Below are 23,756 nucleotides of genomic sequence, written 5' to 3'. Positions count from 1 at the left end.
TACATCACCTCAGAACAGGAAATAACGCTGGGCCATCGGCAGGATTTCCGCCGGTTCGCACCACAGCAATTCGCCGTCGGCCTTGACCTGATAGGTCTGTGGATCAACGTCGATGTTCGGCAGGTAGTCGTTGTGGATCAGGTCGGTTTTCTGCACGTCACGACAGCCCTTCACCACGGCGATTTTCTTCTTCAAACCCAGGGCTTCGGGCAATCCGGCGTCCTGCGCAGCCTGGCTGATAAAGGTCAGGCTGGTGGCGTGCAGCGAGCCGCCATAGCTGGCGAACATCGGGCGATAGTGCACCGGTTGTGGCGTCGGGATCGAGGCGTTGGCGTCGCCCATCAGGCTGGCCGCAATGGCGCCGCCCTTGAGAATCAGCGTCGGTTTCACCCCGAAAAACGCCGGACGCCAGAGTACCAGGTCGGCCCATTTACCGATTTCGATCGAGCCCACTTCATGGCTGATGCCGTGGGTGATCGCCGGGTTGATGGTGTATTTGGCGATGTAGCGTTTGGCGCGGAAGTTGTCGTTGCCTTCACCGTCCTGGGGCAGCGGGCCACGCTGTTTTTTCATCTTGTCGGCGGTCTGCCAGGTGCGGGTGATGACTTCGCCGACGCGGCCCATGGCCTGGCTGTCGGAGCTGATCATCGAGAACGCGCCGAGGTCGTGGAGGATGTCTTCGGCGGCAATCGTCTCGCGGCGGATGCGGCTTTCGGCGAACGCCACGTCTTCGGCAATGCTCGGGTCCAGGTGATGGCAGACCATCAGCATGTCCAGGTGTTCGTCGATGGTGTTGCGGGTGAACGGCCGGGTCGGGTTGGTCGAGCTCGGCAACACGTTCGGGAAGCCGCAGGCCTTGATGATGTCCGGCGCATGACCGCCGCCCGCACCTTCGGTGTGGTAGGTGTGGATGGTGCGGCCCTTGAACGCGGCGAGGGTGGTTTCGACGAAGCCGGACTCGTTGAGGGTGTCGGTGTGGATCGCCACCTGCACGTCGTACTGGTCGGCGACGCTCAGGCAGTTGTCGATGCTGGCGGGCGTGGTGCCCCAGTCTTCGTGCAGCTTGAGGCCGATGGCGCCGGCCTTGACCTGCTCGATCAATGGCTCCGGCAGGCTGGCGTTGCCCTTGCCGGTGAGGCCGATGTTCATCGGGAAGGCATCCGCCGCTTGAAGCATCCGCGCCAGGTGCCATGGCCCCGAGGTGCAAGTCGTGGCGTTGGTGCCCGTTGCTGGGCCGGTGCCGCCGCCGATCATGGTGGTGACGCCGCTCATCAGTGCTTCTTCGATCTGCTGCGGGCAGATGAAGTGGATGTGGGTGTCGATGCCGCCGGCGGTGAGGATCATGCCTTCACCGGCGATGACTTCGGTGCTGGCGCCGATGGCGATGGTCACGTCCGGTTGCACGTCCGGGTTGCCGGCCTTGCCGATGCCGGCGATGCGTCCGTCCTTGAGCCCGACATCGGCTTTGACGATGCCCCAATGGTCGATGATCAGCGCATTGGTGATCACCGTGTCGACCACTTCGGCCGCCAGTAATTGGCTCTGGCCCTGGCCATCGCGGATGACTTTGCCACCGCCGAATTTCACTTCTTCGCCGTAGGTGGTGAAGTCTTTTTCCACTTCGATCCACAGCTCGGTGTCGGCCAGGCGCACCTTGTCACCGACAGTGGGGCCGAACATGTCGGCGTAGGCTTGTCTTGAGATTTTCATGCGCATGCCTTGAGATTCAATTGTTTTTTAGACCGCTCGCGTAGCTCGCTATCGCAGCCTCGCTGCGCTCGACAGCTCCTACAGGCGTTGATCGTTCCCACGCTCTGCGTGGGAATGCCGCCATGGACGCTCTGCGTCCGCCGTTATGTGACGCGGAGCGTCACGGGATGCATTCCCACGCAGAGCGTGGGAACGATCAGTCAGTCGAGGTCACCCATGATCCGCCCGGCAAACCCGAACACCCGCCGATGCCCGGCCAAATCCACCAGCTCGACTTCGCGACTCTGCCCCGGCTCAAAGCGCACCGCTGTGCCGGCCGGGATGTTCAGGCGCATGCCGCGGCTGGCGGCGCGGTCGAAGGTGAGGGCGTCGTTGGTTTCGAAAAAATGGTAATGGGAGCCGACCTGGATCGGCCGGTCGCCGCTGTTGGCTACCTTCAGGCTGACGGTGCGGCGGCCAACGTTGAGTTCGATGTCGCCGGGCTGGATCTGGTATTCACCGGGAATCATCCATTCACTCCTTGCAGAATCTTGTAGTAGAGAGCGGTCGGCCGATAGTTGCCGGCAGGGTCGCAAGCGTAGTCGGGGATTTGACCGGCGCGGGTGTAACCCAGCGCTTTGTAGAAGTCTTCGGCAGGGGAGCCGGCCTCGGTGTCCAGGTAAAGCATGCCGCGCTTGTGCTGGCGGGCGGCGAGTTCCAGGGCGCTCATTAATTGCTGGCCCAGTCCACGGCGACGCGCGTGCTCGCGCACCAGCAATTTCTGCACTTCGGCGCGGTTCAGGCCATTGGCTTTCTGGCACAGCGTCAGTTGCACACTGGCTTGCACCTGCTCGTCCTTGACCACCACCCACAGCAGCACATTGCCCTTGTTCAAATTGGCCTGGACCTCATCGAAATAGGCCCGGGCCTGGGTGGCATCGAGGTCGGCCATGAAACCGACGCTGGCGCCATAACCCACGGCATCCAGCAGCAAATCGATCAAACCCTGGCGATAGTGCGCAAAGCTTTCAACATTCACGCGGCGCAGTTGGGCGGCGTTCATCGGGTGTCACTCCTTGTGGGCCCCGGGCGGCATGGCACCCGGGTCGAGGGTCAGTTGCATGAAGGTCAGGTCCAGCCAGCGGCCGAACTTGGTGCCTACTTGCGGCATTTGGCCGGTGACGACGAAACCGGCGCGATCGTGCAATCGAATCGATGCACCATTGCCGCTTTCGATGGCGGCGACCATGACGTGCTTGTCGCAGCCCTTCGCGCGTTCGATCAACTCGGCCATCAATTGCGGGCCGAGGCCGTTGCCGCGCTGGTCGCTGCGCACGTAGACCGAATGCTCGACGGTGTGGCGAAACCCGTCGAACGGCCGCCAGTCGCCAAATGAAGCGTAGCCCAGCACGGTGTTATCACCGTCGACGATCACCAGGATCGGATAACCCTGGGATTGCCGGGCGCTGAACCACGCCTGGCGGTTGCCCAGGTCCACGGCCTGTTCGTTCCAGATCGCGGTGGTGTTGAGCACCGCATCGTTGTAGATGTCGCGGATCGCCGGCAGGTCGGCGTGCAGCGCATCGCGAATGAGATAAGTCATGGCGCGGCCTCAGGCGATCGGTTGGTGGACGGTGACCAGTTTGGTGCCGTCGGGGAACGTCGCTTCGACCTGGATCTCCGGGATCATTTCCGGGATGCCTTCCATCACTTGTTCGCGGCTCAGCAGGGTGGTGCCGAAGTGCATCAGCTCGGCCACGGTGCGACCGTCACGGGCGCCTTCGAGCAGCGCCGCGGAGATGTAGGCCATGGCTTCCGGGTAATTGAGTTTCACGCCGCGAGCCAAACGCCGCTCGGCGACGAGGCCGGCGGTGAAGATCAACAGCTTGTCTTTTTCGCGTGGGGTCAGGTCCATCGTTTGGAATCCATATCGGCAGATAAAAGGTCACTACAACCCTGTAGGAGCGAGCGGGCGGCGTTCCTACAGGGGGATTGTGTTTCAGGTGCTCCATATCCGGGGCGAGACGGCTTCACGGCCGAGCAGCGCCGGCCGCAGCAGGCGCCACAAATCAATCAGCCAGCCCCGCGCCAGCAGCGCTTCACTGGCCAGGCACCGCGCCACCAACAGCCCCGGCAACTGGCTCAAATCCCCGCGCACGTCATTGGGCAGTGAGCGGCAACGCTCCAGCAAATCGCTATCAATCTCCCCGGTTACCAGCAACGTCGCAAACACCGGCTGACCATCAAGCCCAATCGGCGAGTCGAGCAAACCATCACCCCCGACAATGCGCTGGCGTTCGTGCCAGAGCAACTGGCCGTCGCGACGGATATCCAGGTGTGATTGAAAATGCCCGAGGTCAAACCGCTCGCCGCTGGCCGGGCGACCCAGCGCCACCACGTCCCAGTAGAACAACCGCGCATCGCCTTCAAGGTCGATCGAGGTGCTGAGTTCGGCCTGGGCGGCGCTGAAGATGATCGTCTCCTGGGGCAGCCATTCCAGTGTCGCACCGGCCGCCACTTTCAACTCCAGCTGCTGATAAGCGGGGCCGGCGGCGCGATACCACTTGGCGGCGCCAGGGCTGGTGATCTGCGCCCAGGCATCGGCGCCGACGCTGGCAGCGATGTCCAGCCGATCACCACCGGCAATCCCGCCCGGCGGGTGGACGATGATGTGCTGGCACACCTCGGGCCCTTCGGCGTACAGGTGCTTTTGCACCCGCAACGGACCTTTATGCCGGCGCTGGACCGGGCGCGTGCTGTCGCCAAAACGGGCATAGCCCAGCTCCAGCTCGGCGTGCCAACTCGGGGTAAACAGGACAGTGGGTAAAGGTAAATTCATGATTTCTAATGATCGTTAGGACGCTACAGGTTAGATCGTAACCAGACCGCGCACACCTTCGGCTTCCATATTTTCACCGCGACCCTGTTGCACGATCTCGCCCCGGGACATCACCAGGTATTGATCGGCCAGTTCGGCGGCGAAATCGTAAAACTGCTCCACCAGCAAAATCGCCATGTCGCCCCGGGCCGCAAGCTTCTTGATCACCGCGCCGATTTCCTTGATCACCGACGGCTGGATGCCTTCGGTGGGTTCGTCGAGGATCAGCAGGCGCGGGCGGCTGGCCAAGGCTCGTCCAATCGCCAATTGCTGCTGCTGGCCACCGGACAAGTCCCCGCCACGGCGTTGCTTCATTTGCAGCAACACCGGGAACAGCTCGTAGATGAAGGCCGGGACTTCCTTGGCCTCGCTGCCGGGGAAACGCGACAGGCCCATCAGCAGGTTTTCTTCCACGGTCAGCCGCCCGAAAATCTCCCGGCCCTGGGGCACGTAGGCGATCCCGGCGTGGACCCGTTGGTGCGGCTTGAAGGTGGTGATCGGCTTGCCTTCCCAGTTCACCGCGCCTTCCTTGGACGGCAGCAGGCCCATCAGGCATTTGAGCAGGGTGGTCTTGCCCACGCCGTTGCGCCCGAGCAGGCAGGTGACTTCGCCGACCTTCACCTCAAACGAGAGGCCGCGCAGGATGTGGCTACCGCCGTAGTACTGATGCAGCTTGTCGACTTGCAGCATTTCGAATTCTCCTTAAGCGATCGTTCCCACGCTCTGTGTGGGAATGCATCCCGTGACGCTCCGCGTCACATAATGGCGGACGCGGAGCGTCCATGGCGGCATTCCCACGGGTCGCGTGGGAACGATCATCTCAGCGGCCGAGGTAAACCTCGATAACGCGCTCATTGTCCTGCACCTGCTCCAGCGACCCTTCCGCCAGCACGCTGCCCTGGTGCAACACGGTGACGTGGTCGGCAATCGAGCCCACAAACCCCATGTCGTGTTCCACCACCATCAGCGAATGCTTGCCGGCCAGGCTTTTGAACAGCTCGGCGGTGAATTCGGTTTCGGCGTCGGTCATGCCCGCCACCGGCTCATCGAGCAGCAGCAATTGCGGGTCTTGCATCAGCAACATGCCGATTTCCAGAAACTGCTTCTGCCCGTGAGACAACAAGCCTGCCGGGCGATTGACCGAGGTGGTCAGGCGAATGGTTTCCAGCACTTCGCTGATGCGATCTTTTTGCTCGCCGCTCAAGCGCGCCCGCAAACTGGCCCACACCGACTTATCGGTTTTCTGCGCCAACTCCAGGTTTTCAAACACGCTCAAGGCTTCGAACACCGTCGGTTTCTGGAACTTGCGCCCGATGCCAGCCTGGGCGATTTGCACTTCGCTCATCTGCGTCAGATCCAGGGTTTCGCCGAACCAGGCCTTGCCGTGACTCGGGCGAGTCTTGCCGGTGATCACGTCCATCAGCGTGGTCTTGCCCGCGCCGTTGGGGCCGATGATGCAGCGCAATTCGCCGACGCCGATGTACAGGTTCAGATTGTTCAGCGCCTTGAAACCGTCGAAGCTGACGCTGATGTCTTCCAGGGTCAGGATCGTGCCGTGGCGGGTATCCAGACCGGGGCCGACACTTTGGCCAAAGCCGATGTTGTCGCGGCTGGTGCCCGCGTCCTTGTTCGGTTCCACCGGGAAAAACGCCGGTTCGAGCATAAATTCCGCCGTCGCAGTGACTCTCATTTTACAAGCCTCATTGTTCGCCCCTTTTCTTCAGCAGCCCGATCACGCCTTTAGGCAGATACAAGGTCACAACGATGAACAGCGCGCCGAGGAAAAACAGCCAGTATTCGGGAAACGCCACGGTGAACCAGCTCTTCATCCCGTTGACCACGCCCGCGCCGAGCAACGGCCCGATCAGTGTGCCGCGACCGCCCAATGCCACCCACACGGCGGCTTCAATCGAGTTGGTCGGCGACATTTCGCTCGGGTTGATGATCCCGACTTGCGGCACATACAACGCCCCCGCCAGCCCACACAACACCGCGCTCAACACCCACACGAATAGTTTGAAACCACGCGGGTCGTAGCCGCAAAACATCAGGCGGTTTTCCGCATCCCTTAGCGCCGTCAGCACGCGGCCGAACTTGCTTTGCGCCAGGCGCCAACCGATGAACAGGCTCGCCACCAGCAACATCACCGTGGCAAAAAACAACACCGCGCGCGTCCCCGGTTCGGTGATGCCGAACCCGAGAATAGTGCGGAAGTTGGTAAAGCCGTTGTTGCCACCAAACCCGGTTTCGTTGCGGAAAAACAGCAGCATGCCAGCGAAGGTCAGGGCCTGGGTCATGATCGAGAAATACACGCCCTTGATCCGCGAGCGGAAGGCGAAAAAACCGAACACCAGCGCCAGCAATCCCGGCGCCAGCACCACCAGACACATGGCCCAGAGGAAGCTACTGGTGCCGGTCCAGTACCACGGCAATTCAGTCCACGACAGGAAGGTCATGAAGGCGGGTAGCGCATCCCCCGAGGCTTGGCGCATCAGGTACATGCCCATCGCATAACCGCCGAGGGCGAAGAACAGACCGTGGCCGAGGGACAACAGGCCGGCGTAACCCCAGACCAGATCCAGGGCCAGGGCGACAATGGCGTAGCAGAGGATCTTGCCCACCAATGTCAGCGTGTACGCCGAGACGTGAAAAACGCTGACGGGCGATAGCAGCGACATCAACGGCAGCGCCAGCAACAAAACAAGGATCACTGCGCCGACGGCAACCGTGACCCTCGGGCCGGCCTTTTGTGTGGCGGTAACGAGCAGGGGCTGGTTCATCAGTCGATCACCCGTCCTTTCAGTGCGAAGAGGCCTTGCGGACGTTTCTGGATAAACAGAATGATCAGCGCGAGGATCAGGATTTTGCCGAGCACCGCACCGATCTGCGGTTCGAGAATTTTGTTGGCGATACCCAGGCCGAACGCGGCGAGCACGCTCCCGGCCAACTGCCCGACACCGCCGAGCACCACCACCAGGAACGAGTCGATGATGTAGCTCTGGCCGAGGTCCGGGCCGACGTTGCCGATCTGGCTCAGGGCTACGCCACCGAGCCCGGCGATGCCCGAGCCGAGGCCGAAGGCGAGCATGTCCACGCGCCCGGTCGGCACGCCGCAGCAGGCGGCCATGTTGCGGTTCTGGGTAACGGCGCGCACGTTCAGACCGAGGCGCGTCTTGTTCAGCAGCAGCCAGGTCAGCACCACCACAAACAAGGCGAAGGCGATGATCACAATGCGGTTGTAAGGCAACACGAGATTGGGCAGCACTTGAATCCCGCCCGACAACCACGCCGGGTTGGCCACTTCAACGTTCTGCGCGCCGAACACCAGGCGCACCAATTGAATCAGCATCAGGCTGATGCCCCAGGTGGCGAGCAGGGTTTCCAGAGGGCGGCCGTAGAGGTGACGAATCACCGTGCGCTCCAGCGCCATGCCGATGGCGGCCGTGACGAAAAACGCCACCGGCAACGCGATCAACGGGTAGAACTCGATGGCTTGCGGGGCGAAGCGCTGGAACATCAGCTGCACCACGTAAGTCGAGTAGGCACCGAGCATCAGCATCTCGCCGTGGGCCATGTTGATCACGCCGAGCAGGCCGAAGGTGATCGCCAGACCGAGTGCCGCGAGCAGCAGAATCGAACCCAGCGACATGCCACTAAAGGCTTGGCCAAGCATCTCGCCAATCAGCAGTTTGCGTTTGACCTGGGCCAGGCTGGTTTCGGCGGCGGTGCGTACACCGGCGTCAGCCTCGACGCCGGGCTCGAGCAAGCCTTCGAGGCGCGTGCGCGCCAGTGGATCACCGGTTTCACCGAGCAGGCGCACAGCGGCGAGGCGCACGGCCGGGTCGCTGTCCACCAGTTGCAGGTTGGCCAGCGCGAGGCTCAACGCGGCGTGAACGCTTTCGTCTTTTTCGCCAGCCAGTTGCTGGTCGAGGAATTTCAGCTGCGCCGGTTTGGCGCTTTTCTGCAATTGCTGTGCGGCGGCCAGACGGATTTTCGGGTCGACGGCGAGCAATTGATGGCTCGCCAACGCGGTGTCGATCAGACCCCGCAGGCGGTTATTCAGGCGCAGGGTTTTCGGTTGGCCGTCGACGGTCAGTTCGCCTTGTTGCAGGGCGTTGATCAGTTCGACACGGGCCGGATCGGGCTGCGCGGCCCAGGATTCCAGGAGTTTTGCCTGCTGCACGGGATTGGCCGCGACGAAGTCTTCGGCGTCGCCTGCATGGGTGGCCATCGGCAGGAACAGCGCGAGGGCGAGGATAAAGCGGTAGAGGGCGGTGGGCATGTCATTGGCCTTGCGTATTGATCGTTCCCACGCTCTGCGTGGGAATGCAGCCCGGGACGCTCCGCGTCCCCAAGGCGGACGCAGAGCGTGGGAACGATCAGGCTGTGCGGGGTGGCTTAGTTGCTCTTCACCGCATAATCCGGCTTCTTGTCGTTCCCCGCGATAAACGGGCTCCACGGTTCGGCACGGATCGGCCCTTCGGTTTGCCATACAACGTTGAACTGACCGTCCGCCTGAATCTCGCCGATCATCACTGGCTTGTGCAGGTGATGGTTGGTCTTGTCCATGGTCAGGGTGTAGCCGGACGGCGCGGCAAACGTCTGGCCAGCCAGGGCTTCGCGGACTTTGTCGACGTCGGTGGACTTGGCTTTCTCAGCCGCTTGCGCCCACATGTGGATGCCGACGTAAGTGGCTTCCATCGGGTCGTTGGTCACCGCTTTGTCGGCGCCCGGCAGGTTGTGTTTCTTGGCGTAGGCTTTCCAGTCGGCGACGAATTTCTTGTTCTGCGGGTTCTCCACTGATTCGAAGTAGTTCCACGCCGCGAGGTTGCCCACCAGCGGCTTGGTGTCGATGCCGCGCAGTTCTTCTTCGCCGACCGAGAACGCCACGACTGGCACGTCGGTGGCTTTCAAACCCTGGTTGGCCAGCTCTTTATAGAACGGCACATTGGAGTCGCCGTTGACCGTGGAGATGACGGCGGTCTTGCCACCGGCCGAGAATTTTTTGATGTTGGCGACGATGGTCTGGTAATCGGCATGGCCGAACGGGGTGTAGACCTCTTCGATGTCCTTGTCCGCCACCCCTTTGGAATGCAGGAACGAGCGCAGGATTTTGTTGGTGGTGCGCGGGTAGACGTAGTCGGTGCCGAGCAGGAAGTAGCGCTTGGCGCTGCCACCTTCTTCGCTCATCAGGTATTCCACGGCCGGAATCGCCTGCTGGTTCGGCGCCGCACCGGTGTAGAACACGTTCGGCGACATCTCTTCGCCTTCGTACTGCACTGGGTAGAACAGCAAGCCGTTGAGTTCTTCGAACACCGGCAACACCGATTTACGCGACACTGAGGTCCAGCAGCCGAACACCACGGCGACTTTGTCCTGGGTCAGCAACTGCCGGCCCTTTTCGGCGAACAGCGGCCAGTTCGACGCCGGGTCCACCACTACCGGTTCCAGCATCTTGCCGTTCACGCCGCCCTTGGCGTTGATTTCGTCGATGGTCATCAACGCCATGTCTTTAAGGGAGGTTTCGGAGATCGCCATGGTCCCGGACAACGAATGCAGGATGCCGACCTTGATGGTCTCGGCGGCCTGGACCGTCCAGGCCATGCCCATCGCGGCAATGCTTGCCGTAAGTGTGAAAGCCTTGATCAAGCTGCGACGCTTCATTGTGCGATCTCCATGAACATTAATATTTTTTTTTGATTGGCAGAGGCGGACTACTGAAGGCTGTTTTGCAAGGGCTGTGCCCGGTCGGCGTTTGGCAGGCAAATGTCGTGTTAGAGCGGTCGCACGGGGATAGCGGCGCACCAGGAAGGAACGCTGAGGATGCACGGGTGCGTCGAGGTGCGCCACATTGGGGCGCGGTCGAGGAGGGCGCGGTGACGATGCGATAAATATGTACCGCACGCAGTGCTCACGGATGTTGATCATGAAGGCTCTTTTTCAGGTGAGCAGCGCATGGACAGCACTTCTACCCCAACCCCTTCCTTCCCCGCCCTCGGGCCGATTTTCATCAGTGCGGACGACGCGGCGTACTGGGTTCACCGTCAGATTGGTAGCCGCCGCGACCGGGCCTATGGCGGCGTCATCGTGCAGCGTGGCGATGGCAAGTTCCGGCCGACGTTGCCCGCGGCCGGGCGTATGGGCCAGTTCGATTTCGATTCGATTCTGGCGCCGGAAACAACGCCTGAAGGCTACAGCGGCGTGGCCTATTACATGTCCCACAGCGCCGATCACGCCGAGGTGCAACGCTTGCATCCGGACTGGACCGCCGAGCAGGTCAAGTTGTACCTCGGTTTCTTTTCCCGAGGGCATTTGTTGAGTCATCTGCAGGACCCCGGCGCCTATGGCCAGCGGCATTATCTGTCCGGCCCCGACGGTTCGTTGATCAAATATGAATCCACCGAGCCGGTGGAGGAGAAGAAACTCTTCGCGCCCGGCTTCAAGCCCTTCGGCCCATTCAGTGACGTCGAACAGCTGATCCGGCAGGTAGCGCAGGTCGGCACCTTGAGTGTGTTGGTGGCCAATGCCCAGTGGGGTGGTAAACCCGGCGCAGTCCCGATCAATTGGACCCTGGGCACGGCGGTCACGCTCTGGCCACTGCCTGAGGCGCAGCCGTTTTTTGCCCCAGTGTCTGACCAGGCAGGCAACGCCATCGCAGTGGCCAGCCAGGGAGTCCATCCGCCAACCGGCAGTGTTTACCTGGGGTTTGTATTGCGCTCCGGTTCGGAATGCATCGCCACCTATCCGGTCGAGTCCAGCTCACCGGATGTTGCGCTGGTGAACACGTTTCCGATGACGGCCAATCGCAAACTCGAACCGCTGCTCGACTTCATCCTCGATGGCATTTATTTCCTGTCTCGACCGGACCACACCCAGAGCGCCCGCGAGCCGTGGTTGTACGAGCGTTTTTTTGCCCCGCAGGACCTGGCTGCCGGCATCCGTTTTTCCAAGCGCGATGTGCATCGCCAGGAGTACGAGGATTACTTGAAGGTGTACGCCCTGACGCAGGACGACGCGGTGTTGCAATACCAGCCTTCCATGCACATCCGGGAAGCCCCGCTGGAGGACAGTGCGGCGCTCAATGCGCAATTGAAGGCCGGTACGCGCTTGCCGGGGGATTACGTCCGGCAAGTTGCGGCGGCGGGCGAGTTGTCGGTGCTCAGGGGCAGTGCGTTGTGGGACGTCATTGGGCGCGTGGGTCCGGACTGGTTGCCTTACGCCGGCTCTCGGCGCGTCAGCCCGACGTTTGTCACGGCCGACGATGCGGCTCGTTATGCCCATGGGCATATCGGCAGCCAGCGTGATCAGGGCTATGTCGGCCTGATTCTGCAGGACGCCGATAAGCGTTTTGTCGCGACCCGGCCGGTTGTCTCCGCAAGCCCCAGGTTTACTCTGGACCGGCTATGTCCGCGGGAGGCCGACGGTTCGCCAATCATTCTGGCCGAGGGTTACTCGCTCCACGGGATGTACGCTTCGCGCTGGCCGGCAGATGCCAGGCGTGTGATCCGTAGCGAGCAAAAGGAGCGGCAGACCGCGGAGCAGATGTTCACCGACGAAGACATTCGCAGTGTGCTGGAGGCGCGCAAGCACGTGGCGGCGTTCTATCTGTGCGGCTCGGCGGACAGTCTGTTGCTGTATCGCCCGGATGAGCGACAGCTGACAGCAATTGAGCAGTTGCAGGCTCGAGTCGCGGTGCAGGCTGACGGCAACACCCTCGTCGGCCGTGAATTGGCGGCCAATACGCTGGAGCCAAGCGCCCTGGTGGCGGAACTGGCCGGCACCGGTGAGTTGCGAGTGGTGGTGGGCAACGACGTGTGGGGGCCGCGAGGCACGGTGTTCGATGACAACCCGTCTACCAACGCGCCGGTGTTGGGCGCAGTTTTCGCCACCGTCGAACAAGCGGTACTGGCTGCCCGCGACCACGGCCGGCTCGATTACCGCGCGGCGTCTTCGGGGCTCGGGTTTGTTCTCAAGCACAAGCAACGCGAAGATTTTGTGGTCACTGAAACCGTGTCGGCCGGGCGCCTGGATGAGCTGAACCGGGCGAGTGATTTCGGCGCCCCGGTGTTGATCGATGAGTACCGCACCCATTGCGTCTATTACGTGGCGCAATGGCTTGCCAAAGGCTTGTCCACCGCAGACGCCTGGTTTGCCCGGCACTTCATGCCCATCACCGATCTGGTGGCAGCGATCTACGACGACAAGGCGACGCAACGCCTGCGTCATCACCAGGATTTGAACATCTATATCGCGACGCTGGACGGGGCCTTGCTGCGTTACCGCTATTCGACGACGTCCAACCGGTTTGATCAAAAAGGCGCGCAGGAATTGTTGTCGCTGCTGGCCAATGACACGCCACCTTTCACCAGGATCATCCAACTGATTGCCAGGGCCGGGGCGCTGGAGGTGTTGCGCACCAGTGAACTGTGGGACGAGCCGGGCATTGTCGGTGCCGGGTGGAAGCCCTATGCGCTGATCCAGCGTCGTACCTTGAGTCCGGCGTTCCTCTGGCAGGATGACGCCGCACGCTATGCACTGGCGCAGTTGGGCCAGCGACGGGACCGGATCTACGGTGGCCTGGTGCTGCGCCGGGCGGATGGTTTGTTTGTCGCGACATTGCCGGTGGCGGTGGATGTCGAAGACTTCCCGGTCGGTTGGATTCGACTCAATGAACTGGCGGACAAAGGGTTGTTCCTGGCCGGAAGTACGGTGGTCGCCCGTTATCATTCCCGGGTGGCGGTGGAGCCGGTCTTCGCGCTGTCGGCCCAGGAACGTGACGTCTACCACAACATGTTTTCCACCGATTTCCTTTCAGCCATTCTGCCAAGTCCCGGGTTGTCTCCCTCTCAGTCGCCCGGCAAGGAATACCTGATGGGGCTCGATGGCAGCCTGATCAGCTACACCCTGTGGGGCAATGCCGCCGAGAAACAACTGGCCCAGGCGTTGGCATCGCCCAGCCCATTGCAACGTCGACAAAACCCTATCGAACTGCAGATGCGCAGCGGCGCACTGGCCCCGAGCGAGTACGTTAATCAAGTGGCCAGGGCGGGGCGTTTGCAGGTGGTGCAGGGCAGCCGTCTGTGGGGCGAGCCGAAACGGGTGGCCGGGTGGGTGGCCTACCCGACTGTCATTGCGACGACGCTGCAACGGTTTGCCGTGGCCGATCCGGCGTTAAGCCCGGTCTTTACCCAAATGGACGACGCCATGCGTCATGTTCATCGAACGGCGGGCGCGCGGGATAGCCTGAGCTTCGGCTTTGTCCTCAAGTCGCTGAGCGCCGAACGCTATGTGACGACGCTGCCTGTCGCCGGAGGGCAGGGCAGCCTCACGGTCGAGCGGGTTTTCGCCCAGGGATTGCTGCCACTGGGCTATGGCGTCGAGGGCCTTTATCTGTGCTTGCCGACCGGTCCGGGGCAACTGTCCGCTGACTTGAACCGCAGCTTCATCTCGCCGCAGGATCTGGTTCGCGGACTCGACGCCATCAGAGTGTCCACGGCTCAAGGCGACACGTATCTCAAGCTCTACCTGTCCTGTGCCGACGACGCCCTGTTGCGATACGAACCGCTGACGTTGGCGACCGAATGGGGCAGTTTTCCTGCCACGAGCGCCTATGGGAAAAAGCTGAAAACCGGGCAGGAGCCGCTGCTTGAATACCTGCGCAAGGTGATCAGCAACGGTGAGCTGCGGGTGGTGGTGCGCAGTGTTTTCTGGTCACCATTCAGGGTGAACGCCAAAGGTGTGAAAAGCGGTATCGGATTGGTGCGTTGGCCGCGTGACAACCGCGTCGCCCTCGGGCCGATCTTCGCCCATGCCGATGATGCGGCACGCTCGAGTCAGCAACAGGTCGGCGCGTATGTGGGCCAGCAGTACCTGGGCGGTGTTCTGGTGCATCAGGCTTCGGCATCGTTTGTGCCCATCGAACCGCTGGACGATGGCCCCGACAATGACGCCGCCACCCGGCTGTTCTACTCGGGGCCTGGCGGGCCGATTGCCCCGGTGACCGGGCCGGGCTCGCAACCGTTGCCGTTGCCGGTGTTTCCTCAGGACTACAAAGTGACGGGGGTTCATCAGTTTTACAAAGCGGTGGAGGTGGTGGTGGAGCAGCCCGGCGCTTTCGATCGGCAACTGATGGACAACTTGGCGCTGGCCGACCTGAAGTTCAGCACCGAGGTCTTGCAGAAAAACGGCGTGCCGGGTTCCAGTTGCTACCTGACCTGTCGCGGTGGCGCCTTGCTCAAGTTCACGCCCAATTACACGACGGGCGAGGCGACGATTCTCGAGGAGGGTTTGAACGCCGGCGTCAGCGGGTTTCTCACCACTCTGCTGGGTGTCAGCAAGTTGCAGGTCTTGGAGGTCGATCGGTTCTGGACGCGACTCGGTCCGGTGAGTCCGATGTGGTTGCTGTCCAGGCAAACGCCAGCCAAGCCCGGCCATGATGAGCTCTGACCATTGAACTGTTGGCGCTGATTCGTACTCAGCGCCGGCGCATCAGGCCGATGAAAAACAGCCCGCCAATGGCGGCGGTGGCGACGCCGATGGGCAGGTCTTCCGGAGCGATCAAGGTGCGAGCGGCCACGTCGACCCAGACCAGGAAGATGCTGCCCAGCAATACGCACACCGGCAGCAAACGGCGGTGCTCGGCACCCACCAGACGCCGGGCGATGTGCGGCACCATCAGCCCGACAAAGCCGATGGAGCCGCTGATCGACACCAATACGCCGGTCATCAGCGAGGCGATCAAAAACACCCGCAGGCGCACTGTGCGCGCGTTGAGGCCGAGGGTCACCGCCGTCTGCTCACCGGCCATCAACGCGTTCAACGGTCGGGCCATTCCCAGCAGCAGAACCAACCCGAGCAACACGCTGGCGGCCGGGACCGCCAGCAACTCCCAGCGGGCCAATCCGAGCCCGCCGAGCATCCAGAACATCACCGCCGAGCTGGCGCGGTGATCGCCAAGAAACAGCAGCAAATTGGCAATCGCCATCATCACAAATGACACCGCCACGCCGCACAGCAGCAACCGATCACTGTCCAGTCGGCCGTTGCGATTGGCGATCATCAGCACGATCAACATGCTCGCCAGCGCCCCGATAAACGCCGCAATCGGCAAGGTCAGCAGGCCGACTATTTCACCGACGTGCAGCACCACAATCACCGCGCCGAGGGTGGCGCCGGAGGTCACGCCAAGCAGGTGCGGATCCGCCAGGGGATTGCGTGTCACCGCTTGCAGGACTGCGCCGATCAGCGCCAGCCCGGCACCGACCAAAGCACCGAGCAACATGCGCGGCACACGGATCAGCCAGACGATATGTTCTTGCCCGGCGGCCCAGTCCGGGGCGCCGACACCCAACAGCTTGTGCAGCAAAATCCGCCACACCACGTCCACCGGCACCCGCGCCGGGCCAAAGCCCAGCGACACCACGCACGACACCAGCAACAGCGCGCCGAGGGCGATCAGTAACACGGCATAGCGACGATCAATCATTCGTTGTGGAACCCTTTGGCCAGGGTTTCTACCGCCAGGACGTTGTCGATCCCCGGCGTGGCCTGCACGTAAGGGATGACGATAAAACGCTGGTTCTTGATCGCGTCTACCGATTGCAGGGCCTTGTTGCCGAGCAGGAATTGCTCTTTCTGTTCGGCGGTGACTTCGCCGTAGTCGACGATCACGATCACCTGTGGATTGCGCTCGACCACGTTCTCCCAGTTGACCCGGGTCCAACTGGCCTCGACGTCATCGAGAATATTGCGTCCGCCGGCCGCATCGATCAGCGCTTGCGGCATGCCCAGGCGCCCGGAAGTCATGGCGCGGTCTTCACCGCTGTCGTAGAGGAACACGCGAGGCTTGTCGGCAGGCAGGTCCTTGCGCACCGCGGCGATTTGCGCCTGCATCCCGGCGATCAAGGCGTTGGCGCGGTCCTGCACGTCGAAGATTTTGCCGAGGTTGCGCAGGTCGTTGTAAGTGTCTTCCAGACTGGCCGCCGGGCGCTTCATGACGAAGGCACAAGACTCGGTCAACTCGTAGACATTGATGCCCAGCGGTTGCAGGGTCTGTGGCGTCAGGTCACCGCCGACGCGCATGCCGTAATCCCAACCGGCGAAGAAGAAATCGACGTTGGCATTGAGCAGGGTTTCCACCGACGGGTACTTGGCCGCCAGTTCCGGCAAGCCGTCGAGCAGCGACTGCATGTCCGGGGTCACCGATTTCCAGCCGCTGACGCCGCTGTAGCCGACCATGCTCGATTTGAGCCCGAGGGCGAGCATCATCTGGGTCATGTTGATGTCATGGCTGACGGCGTGTTTCGGCGCCTGCTTGAACGTCACTTCGCGGTTGCAACTCTGGACGGTCAGCGGATATTTCGTCGCCTCGCCAAAGGCGGAGGCACTGCCCAGCAACAGGGCGAGGCACAGCAGGGAACGCACAGTCATGGTTGGGTTATCCAGGTGATTCGGGGGTAGCCGTGGAGGGGATGTTCATCGATCAAGGCTTCGACGCCGAAGACTTCGCGCAGCAATGGTGCGGTCAGTACCTCTTGCGGCGTGCCGCTGGCGACGATGCGGCCGTGGTTGATCACGTACAGGCGATCGCAGAAAGCGGCGGCCAGGTTCAGGTCGTGGATGCTCGCCAACGTGCCGATGTTCAGGCGTTTGACCAGTTGCAAGAGCTCAAGCTGATAGCGCGGATCAAGGTGATTGGTCGGCTCGTCGAGGATCAGCAATTGCGGTTGCTGGGCCAAGGCGCGAGCGAGGATCACTCGCTGCTTTTCACCGCCGGAAAGGGTGGCGAAGGCGTGGTCCTCGAAGCCTTTGAGGCCGACGGATTCCAAGGCTTGGGTGGCGAGGTTGCGGTCTTCCAGGGTGTCGCCATCGAACAGGCCTTTGTGTGGCGTGCGGCCCATGGCGACCACTTCCTCGACGGTCAGGCCGAAGGCGTCGGGGAATTCTTGCAAGACCACGGCGATTCGTTGTGCGCACCAGCGGGAAGACTGCTTCCAGACGTTGTGATGATCGAGCAGGACCTCGCCGCTTTCCGGTTTGCTGAAACGATAGGCGCAACGCAACAGGCTGGTCTTGCCGCTGCCGTTGGGGCCGATCAACCCGACAAATTCACCGGCGGCCACGTGCAACGAAGCGTCACGCAGTTGGAACTGGTGATGGCAGTGGCCGTGGCCCAGGGGTGTCCAGGCGAGGTGTGTGAGGTTGAGCGAGGTCATGCAAATTCCATAAGTGATCGTTCCCACGCTCCGCGTGGGAACACCTCAATGGACGCTCTGCGTCCGCTTTTTGGGACGCAGAGCGTCCCCGGGCTGCATTCCCACGCAGAGCGTGGGAACGATCAATCAAAAGGTGTAATCAGCGGTGACAAAAAACGACCGCGGCTCCCCAAGAATCCACTGCTGCCCCTCATTGTATTGGCTTTGCGCATACTGCCGGTCAAACAGATTGTTCACCTGCAACCCCAGCGTCGTGTTGCGCAGCGCTTTCCATGACAACGTGGCGTCGACCACGGTGTAGCTCGGCAGCTCATTGCGGTTCGCCATGTCGGCATACCGCGCATCGACATAGCGCACGCCGGCCCCGGCCTTCAGGTCGTCGTTGATCGCTTTGCTCAGCCACAGATTCGCTGTGCGCCTTGGCACGTCCACCGGCCGATTGCCGCTGCGCGATACCGGCACGCCGCTGACCACTTCTTCGAAATCATCGTATTTGGCTTTGACGATGGCGGCGTTGGCTTGCAACTGCCAGGCGTGTGGCAGTTGCAGGTCGAGGCTGGCTTCCAGGCCATTCGATGATTGCTGGCCGACCTGCTGCTTGAGCGTCGGATTGCTCGGGTCGTCGGTCAGCAGTTTCTTTTTGACGATGTGATAGGCCGCCAGGGTGAACTCGCCGCGCTGATCCCAGAACAACTGCTTCAGGCCGATTTCCGTCTGTTTGGCGGTGGACAGGTCGTATTGTTGCTGGCTCTGGCTCAGGGAAATCAAGCCGCCGACGCCGTCAGTGCTGGTGGCGTACTGGCCGTAAAGCGAGGTGTCCGGGGTCACGGAAAATACCAGCCCGGCCTTCCAGTTGTTGCCGGTCAGGGTCTTGTCGCTCTGGCTGTCCTTGACCAGATCGGTGCGGTCGACGTGCACGTAATCGCGGCGCACACCGGTCACCACGGACCAGCGTTCACTCAACTGCGTGCGGTTTTCGGCGAAGGCTGACATCTGCTTCGTCGTCGACTGGAACTGGCCGCGGTACGGATTGGCGCTTTCAAAGCGTCCGGGTTGCGGGTGATACAAATCCAGCGGTTGGCCGTTCGGCAGCACATCGTTGAACGGCGAGTTGCTCTCCAGCTGAAAGCGGATGCGGTTGTAATCGACGCCGGTGACGGTCTGGCTGTCGAGGCCGAACAGAGTGTGTTTGAAGGTGAAGGTCTGACGGTCGCCGACCTGTTCCTGGGTGTGGCCGATGCCGAAATAACCGCTGCGGCTGAGTTGCCGGGTATTGCGGTCGAAGTTGTAGTTCTCGGCGTTCTGCCAGCGGCGCTGGGCCTTGAGGTAATACAACTCGTTGTTCGAACTGACGTTGTCGGAAATCTGCCAATCGCTGGTCAGCCGCGTCCATTGATCGTTGTAGTGCTGCTTGTCGTTGCTGACGTTGTAGTTCTTGTCCCGCAGGCTTTCCTTGAAACGGCCATTGATCAGCGGCGTGCCGAAATAATTCATCGGCTGTTGATCGCCGTAGTCGTGGGCCAGGGTGAATGCCAGATCATCGGTGGCCTGCCAGCGCAGGGCGGCGCTGATGAAATCACTCGAGGAGTCGCCGCGATCGATCCAGCCGTTACTGCGCAGGCGATTGAGGTTCAAGCGATAGCTCAGGGTATCGGTCAGCGAGCCGCCGCTGTCGAAGGCCTGTTGCTGGCTATCGTAGGAACCGTAGCCGACGCGCAGGTGGTTTTCGATCTCGCCCTCGAAGGGCTTTTTCGGGATCACATTGACCACCGCGCCAGTCGCGCCTTCGCCGTACAACACCGACGCCGGGCCACGCAGCACATCGACGCGCTCCACCGACCAGGTGTCCACCGGGAACGTCCCGGTGCCCATGCCGGTGTACATCCGATTGCCGTCATACAACTGCATCACCGAACCCTGCCCGGTAAAACCCCGCGCCTGCAACGAGGTGCCGCCATCCCCCGGCGTGCCGGTGCGAGTGATGCCAGTGCTGCGCGACACCGCGTCCTGCACGCTGCGATCACCCCGGGCGTGGATCTGTTCGCCGGTCAGGCTTTCGACACTGGCCGGGGTTTCCATCGCCGTGAGGTTCAGGCGCGAACCGGCAGTGGTCGGTGTATTGAGGCTGACGGTTTCATCGTCAACGGCCGCTGCGGTGATGGTGCCCGTGGGCAATGTCAGCGCTTGCGCCTGGGCGTTGTTGTTCAGGGCGAGCAGGCAAAGGCTGGACAAGAGGTACTTGTTCATCGGGGCAGTGAATCACTTCTGCAAAGAAAACCCGCAACATTCCTGTCGCGGGCGGGGGCGGCACATTTGCGTTATACAGTAACACTAAAAATGGCCGGGAGATAAGCGCGCGAAGTCTACAGATCCCTCTAAGGCGCGCATCTCGCCTGCTTCATGATGAAGGTGAGGCGGATTCAGGTTGCCGATTGAAGCGCGACAGCAGCACTCGATCCAGCACCCAAACGACCACCAGCGAAGCCCCCACCAGCGGAAACAGCACCGCCAGCGCGAGCATGATCACCACCCCGGTTTTCCATGTCGGCAGGTCATGGCGCAACGGCGGAACACCTAACTTGCCCTGCGGACGACGCTTCCACCAGATGACCACGCCGCTGACCGCGCTGAGCAAAATCATCAGGCAGATCAGCAGCACGATGATCTGGTTGAACGCGCCAAACATTTTGCCTTCATGCAGCATCACGCCGATTTCCGTGGCGCGGGCGACGGTGCCGTATTGCTCGAAGCGCACGTCGGCGAGAACGTCGGCGGTGTATTGATCGACGTGCAGGGTGGCGTCGTTACGCGGGTCGTCGGCGAACACCGCGATGGTGAACACGCCGGTGGCGGTGGTCGGCAGGGTGATGCTGTAACCCGGCTCCACTTTGCGCTGCACGGCGATGTTTTGTACGTCTTGCAGGCTGATGGTCGGCGCAGCAGGACCGGCCGGTGCAGCGCCGTGGGTCATGTGTTCGGCGTGGTCACCGGACATTGGCATCGGTGTGTTTTCCATCGCCCAAGGCACGGTCTGGCGGGTGGCGCTGTTGAGGCTGCGGGCCTCGGTGTCGGATGTCGGCACGTTGTCCCACATCGCCGCCGGGAAGGTGTTCCAGACCTCGGCGTATTGCTTGCCCCAGAAGCCGGTCCAGGTCATGCCGCTGAGCAGCATCACCAGCAGCAATGCCGCGCCCCAGAACCCGGTGACCGCATGCAAATCACGCCACAGCACACGACCGCGACTGTTCAATCGCGGCCACAGCACTCCGGCATATTGACCACGCGGCCACCACAGGAAAACCCCGGAGACCACCAGCACCACGCCCCAGCCGGCAGCAAGTTCCACCAGCCGATCACCGACAGTGCCGATCATCAATTCGCCATGAATCGCCCGGGCGATGGCTTGCAGGTTCTTCTTGGCGTCTTGCTCGCCGAGGATGTCGCCGTGGTACGGGTCGATGAAGACATTCAGTTCCTGAGCACCGTTGATCACGACAAACTGCGCGCTGCGTTCGGCGTTGACCGGTGGCAGGTATTGTGTGATCTGGCCTTGCGGGTACGCCTCTTTCACTCGCTTGAGCAGGTCGTCGGCGGAGACCGTTTGATGCCCGGCGGGGACGTTCATCAGGCTGCCGTACATCAGCGGATCGAGTTGCGGTTTGAACAGGTAAATGAGGCCGGTCAGGGCCAGCATCACCATGAACGGCGCAACGAATAATCCGGCGTAGAAATGCCAACGCCAGGCCAGATTGTAGAAGTTCGGTTTGGGCTGTTTCATCACGTGTGCTCCGCTTTGGCGAAATGTGTTGTCTGTAAAAGATCGCAGCCTCGTTTCACTCGACAGCTCCTACAGGGCTGCCGAAGGCTGCGATCTTTTGACTTTTTGTTGTTAGAAACTCATATCCACCTTGGTCCAGAGCGTGCGCCCCGGTTCGTTGATGGCTTGCGGGTCATTGGCCGGGTAGCCGAAGCCGGCATTGCCCGCCAGGTTCAAATGCTCGGCGTACGTCTTGCCGAACAGGTTGTCGACGCCGGTGCTGACCTTCCAGTTCTTGTTGATGCGGTACGCGCCATTCAGCGAGAACACGCCAAACCCCGAGCTCTTGTCGAAGTCCTTGCCGACCACGTTGCCCTTGTTCTGGTCGATGCGGTTCTGCGCCGCCACCACGCGCCACAAGGCACCGGCGCTCCAGTTGTCTTCGCTGTAGGTCAGGCCGAAACGTGCGTCCAGCGGCGGCATTTGCGGCAGTGCCTTGCCGTCGCTGCTGTTTTTGCCCCAGGCGTAGGCCAGGGTCGCGTCGGCTTTCCAGTTCGAGGTCAGCTTGTAGGCCGCACCCACTTCGCCGCCCATGATTCGCGCGTTGATGTTCTGTGCCTGGGAGGTGGTGCCCATCATCGTCGGCGTGTAGTTGAACAGGATGTAATCGCGCACCTGGCCGACGTAAGCAGAGGCCCAGGCTTCAAGGTCTTCGGTCTTGTATTGCAGGCCGAAGTCGAGCTGGGTGGTCTTTTCCGGTTTGATCGAATCGAAGGCATTCAGCGAGCCGGCCGGCCCCGATTTCGGTGAAAACAGCTCCCAGTAATCCGGGAAGCGCTGGCTGTGGCCGAGACCGGCGTAGAGTGTGGTCGGGCTGTCGGCCAGGTCATGCTCGTAGCGCACGAAGCCGCTGGGCAGGGTGTCGGCGCGGGTTTTGTCGGCGGTCGGGTTCGGCATGCTCATCATCCCGGAACCGGTGCTCTGCCGATAATCCTTTGCCGAAGCACGGTCGACCCGTGCCCCGGTAATCACGCGATCACGATCGGCGGCGTACCAGGTCAATTCGCTGAACACACCATAGTTATGGAAGTCGGCGTCCTTGGTGTACGGCAGGTCCTTGTAGGTGTCGATGCCCATGCTGCTGCGTTGGCGATGTTCGTTGGTCTGCGCGTCGAGGCCGCTGATCAGTTGCACATCGGCCCAGTGCCAGGTGGCCTTGATCCGCGCGCCAAGGGTGCGGCGGTCGACGTTGGAAGCCATGGGGCCCGCCATCATCCCGGTGCCGGACGGCGTGCGCAGGGTGTAGTTGTCCATCACGTGGTCGGCATAGTTGTAGTAGACCTGCGCCTCGACCTTATCCAGCACGTCGCCGATGTTGGATTTCTCGAAGCGCAGGCCGAGGCTTTCGCGCTTGAACTGCGAACCGTCCATGCCGCGCCCGGCGTACCGCGCCTCGCCATCGCCCTTGCCGGCGGTCAACTCCAGCAGGGTGTCGGCGTCCGGGGTCCAACCCACCGCGACGTCGCCGTTCCATTTGTCATAACGCGACGCCACGGTGTCGTTGTTGCCGTCCCTGTAGTCGTCGGCATGGGCGGTGTTGCCGATCACCCGCACGTAGCCCAACGGCCCGCCAGCAGCGGCGTCCACCACTTTGTCGAAGCGACCGTTGGAACCGGCCAGCACGCTGGCGTTCACCCGCGTACCGAGTTCGCCGAAGCTTTCAGGTTCGCGATCAAACAGGATGGTCCCGGCCGATGCGCCCGGCCCCCAAAGTACGGTTTGCGGGCCTTTGATCACGGTAAGTTTGTCGTAGGTTTCCGGCGAGATGTACGAGGTCGGTGCGTCCATTCGGCCCGGGCAGGCGCCGAGCAGCATGCTGCCGTTAGTGAGGATGTTCAGCCGCGAGCCGAACATGCCGCGCAGCACCGGATCGCCGTTGGTGCCGCCGTTGCGTACCAGGGCGAAGCCGGGAATGGTCTTCAGATAATCGCCGCCGTCGCTGGCCGGCACCGGTTGGCGCGGATCCTTGGGGTTGGTGACGATGGTCAGCGGTGAACTCGGTGCAATGGCGGTGATCACCGTCGGGGTCAGTTCTTCGGCGTGGTCGGCGTGTTCCTCGGCCAGTGCCAAGGGGGCCAGCAAAACGCCGCAAAGGACGGCGGTGACAGGGGTGCAACTCAAGCGTGTGTCAGCAGAAAACCTGGACATGACAATTTCC

Annotated in this window: 18 protein-coding genes; 1 reads left to right on the top strand and 17 read right to left on the bottom strand. The window is 61.9% G+C overall.

Annotated features, from left to right (window positions below):
- Nucleotides 1-9: 9 nt before the first annotated feature.
- The 11 genes from ureC to urtA all read right to left on the bottom strand — a co-directional run bounded on the left by ureC (nucleotide 10) and on the right by urtA (nucleotide 10,231).
- The gene (gene ureC, locus HKK53_RS17345) at nucleotides 10-1,710 is read right to left on the bottom strand and encodes an urease subunit alpha (RefSeq protein ID WP_169371838.1); all 1,701 of its coding nucleotides are present in this window, start codon (nucleotides 1,708-1,710) and stop codon (nucleotides 10-12) included.
- Nucleotides 1,711-1,910: 200 nt separating this feature from the next.
- Nucleotides 1,911-2,219 (bottom strand): urease subunit beta, encoded by a 309-nt coding sequence (locus HKK53_RS17340; RefSeq protein ID WP_109627750.1) that lies wholly within the window; start codon nucleotides 2,217-2,219, stop codon nucleotides 1,911-1,913.
- Entirely contained in the window at nucleotides 2,216-2,752 is a 537-nt protein-coding gene (locus HKK53_RS17335) for a GNAT family N-acetyltransferase (protein WP_054044056.1), read from the bottom strand. The genes HKK53_RS17340 and HKK53_RS17335 overlap by 4 nt, the downstream gene beginning before the upstream one ends.
- Before the next feature lie 6 nt (nucleotides 2,753-2,758).
- Nucleotides 2,759-3,292, bottom strand: coding sequence for a GNAT family N-acetyltransferase (locus tag HKK53_RS17330; protein ID WP_169371837.1), 534 nt, complete (start codon nucleotides 3,290-3,292; stop codon nucleotides 2,759-2,761).
- A 9-nt stretch (nucleotides 3,293-3,301) separates the two neighbouring features.
- Nucleotides 3,302-3,604, bottom strand: a complete 303-nt coding sequence (gene ureA, locus HKK53_RS17325; RefSeq protein WP_033055605.1) for an urease subunit gamma — start codon at nucleotides 3,602-3,604, stop codon at nucleotides 3,302-3,304.
- An 84-nt stretch (nucleotides 3,605-3,688) separates the two neighbouring features.
- Nucleotides 3,689-4,528 carry an urease accessory protein UreD gene (locus tag HKK53_RS17320; RefSeq protein ID WP_169371836.1) on the bottom strand — a complete coding sequence of 280 codons (840 nt, stop codon included), beginning with the start codon at nucleotides 4,526-4,528 and terminating at the stop codon, nucleotides 3,689-3,691.
- Between the two features lie 30 nt (nucleotides 4,529-4,558).
- Nucleotides 4,559-5,257: an urea ABC transporter ATP-binding subunit UrtE gene (gene urtE / locus HKK53_RS17315; protein WP_169371835.1), complete on the bottom strand. Its 699-nt coding sequence runs from the start codon at nucleotides 5,255-5,257 to the stop codon at nucleotides 4,559-4,561.
- Nucleotides 5,258-5,387: 130 nt separating this feature from the next.
- Complete coding sequence (gene urtD, locus HKK53_RS17310) at nucleotides 5,388-6,257, bottom strand: urea ABC transporter ATP-binding protein UrtD (protein WP_169371834.1); 870 nt, start codon at nucleotides 6,255-6,257, stop codon at nucleotides 5,388-5,390.
- Nucleotides 6,258-6,267: 10 nt separating this feature from the next.
- A complete protein-coding gene (urtC, locus tag HKK53_RS17305) occupies nucleotides 6,268-7,347 on the bottom strand; it encodes an urea ABC transporter permease subunit UrtC (RefSeq protein ID WP_169371833.1) in 1,080 nt (359 codons plus the stop codon).
- Nucleotides 7,347-8,849, bottom strand: coding sequence for an urea ABC transporter permease subunit UrtB (gene urtB / locus HKK53_RS17300; protein ID WP_169371832.1), 1,503 nt, complete (start codon nucleotides 8,847-8,849; stop codon nucleotides 7,347-7,349). The genes urtC and urtB overlap by 1 nt, the downstream gene beginning before the upstream one ends.
- A gap of 116 nt (nucleotides 8,850-8,965) precedes the next feature.
- On the bottom strand, nucleotides 8,966-10,231 hold the full coding sequence (gene urtA / locus HKK53_RS17295) for an urea ABC transporter substrate-binding protein (protein WP_169371831.1): 1,266 nt from the start codon (nucleotides 10,229-10,231) through the stop codon (nucleotides 8,966-8,968).
- A gap of 291 nt (nucleotides 10,232-10,522) precedes the next feature.
- Between urtA and HKK53_RS17290 the strand changes: the two genes are divergently transcribed.
- Complete coding sequence (locus tag HKK53_RS17290; protein ID WP_169371830.1) at nucleotides 10,523-15,013, top strand: DUF4329 domain-containing protein; 4,491 nt, start codon at nucleotides 10,523-10,525, stop codon at nucleotides 15,011-15,013.
- A gap of 28 nt (nucleotides 15,014-15,041) precedes the next feature.
- Here HKK53_RS17290 and HKK53_RS17285 read toward each other — a convergent pair whose 3' ends face one another.
- The 6 genes from HKK53_RS17285 to HKK53_RS17260 all read right to left on the bottom strand — a co-directional run bounded on the left by HKK53_RS17285 (nucleotide 15,042) and on the right by HKK53_RS17260 (nucleotide 23,746).
- On the bottom strand, nucleotides 15,042-16,052 hold the full coding sequence (locus tag HKK53_RS17285; protein WP_169371829.1) for a FecCD family ABC transporter permease: 1,011 nt from the start codon (nucleotides 16,050-16,052) through the stop codon (nucleotides 15,042-15,044).
- Nucleotides 16,049-16,996 carry an ABC transporter substrate-binding protein gene (locus tag HKK53_RS17280; RefSeq protein ID WP_169371828.1) on the bottom strand — a complete coding sequence of 316 codons (948 nt, stop codon included), beginning with the start codon at nucleotides 16,994-16,996 and terminating at the stop codon, nucleotides 16,049-16,051. Before HKK53_RS17280 ends, HKK53_RS17285 begins: the two co-directional genes overlap by 4 nt.
- A complete protein-coding gene (locus HKK53_RS17275; protein WP_169371827.1) occupies nucleotides 16,993-17,781 on the bottom strand; it encodes an ABC transporter ATP-binding protein in 789 nt (262 codons plus the stop codon). Before HKK53_RS17275 ends, HKK53_RS17280 begins: the two co-directional genes overlap by 4 nt.
- A 126-nt stretch (nucleotides 17,782-17,907) precedes the next feature.
- Complete coding sequence (locus HKK53_RS17270; protein WP_169371826.1) at nucleotides 17,908-20,028, bottom strand: TonB-dependent receptor; 2,121 nt, start codon at nucleotides 20,026-20,028, stop codon at nucleotides 17,908-17,910.
- 151 nt (nucleotides 20,029-20,179) lie between these two features.
- Nucleotides 20,180-21,559, bottom strand: a complete 1,380-nt coding sequence (locus HKK53_RS17265) for a PepSY-associated TM helix domain-containing protein (protein WP_169371825.1) — start codon at nucleotides 21,557-21,559, stop codon at nucleotides 20,180-20,182.
- 111 nt (nucleotides 21,560-21,670) lie between these two features.
- Nucleotides 21,671-23,746 carry a TonB-dependent copper receptor gene (locus tag HKK53_RS17260; protein WP_169371824.1) on the bottom strand — a complete coding sequence of 692 codons (2,076 nt, stop codon included), beginning with the start codon at nucleotides 23,744-23,746 and terminating at the stop codon, nucleotides 21,671-21,673.
- Nucleotides 23,747-23,756: the final 10 nt, after the last annotated feature.

This window comes from Pseudomonas sp. ADAK7 (genome assembly GCF_012935675.1).
In the GTDB taxonomy this organism is placed as follows: domain Bacteria; phylum Pseudomonadota; class Gammaproteobacteria; order Pseudomonadales; family Pseudomonadaceae; genus Aquipseudomonas.
Note: the sequence above shows the minus strand (reverse complement) of the source record. Positions and strands in the feature narration are given on the sequence as shown.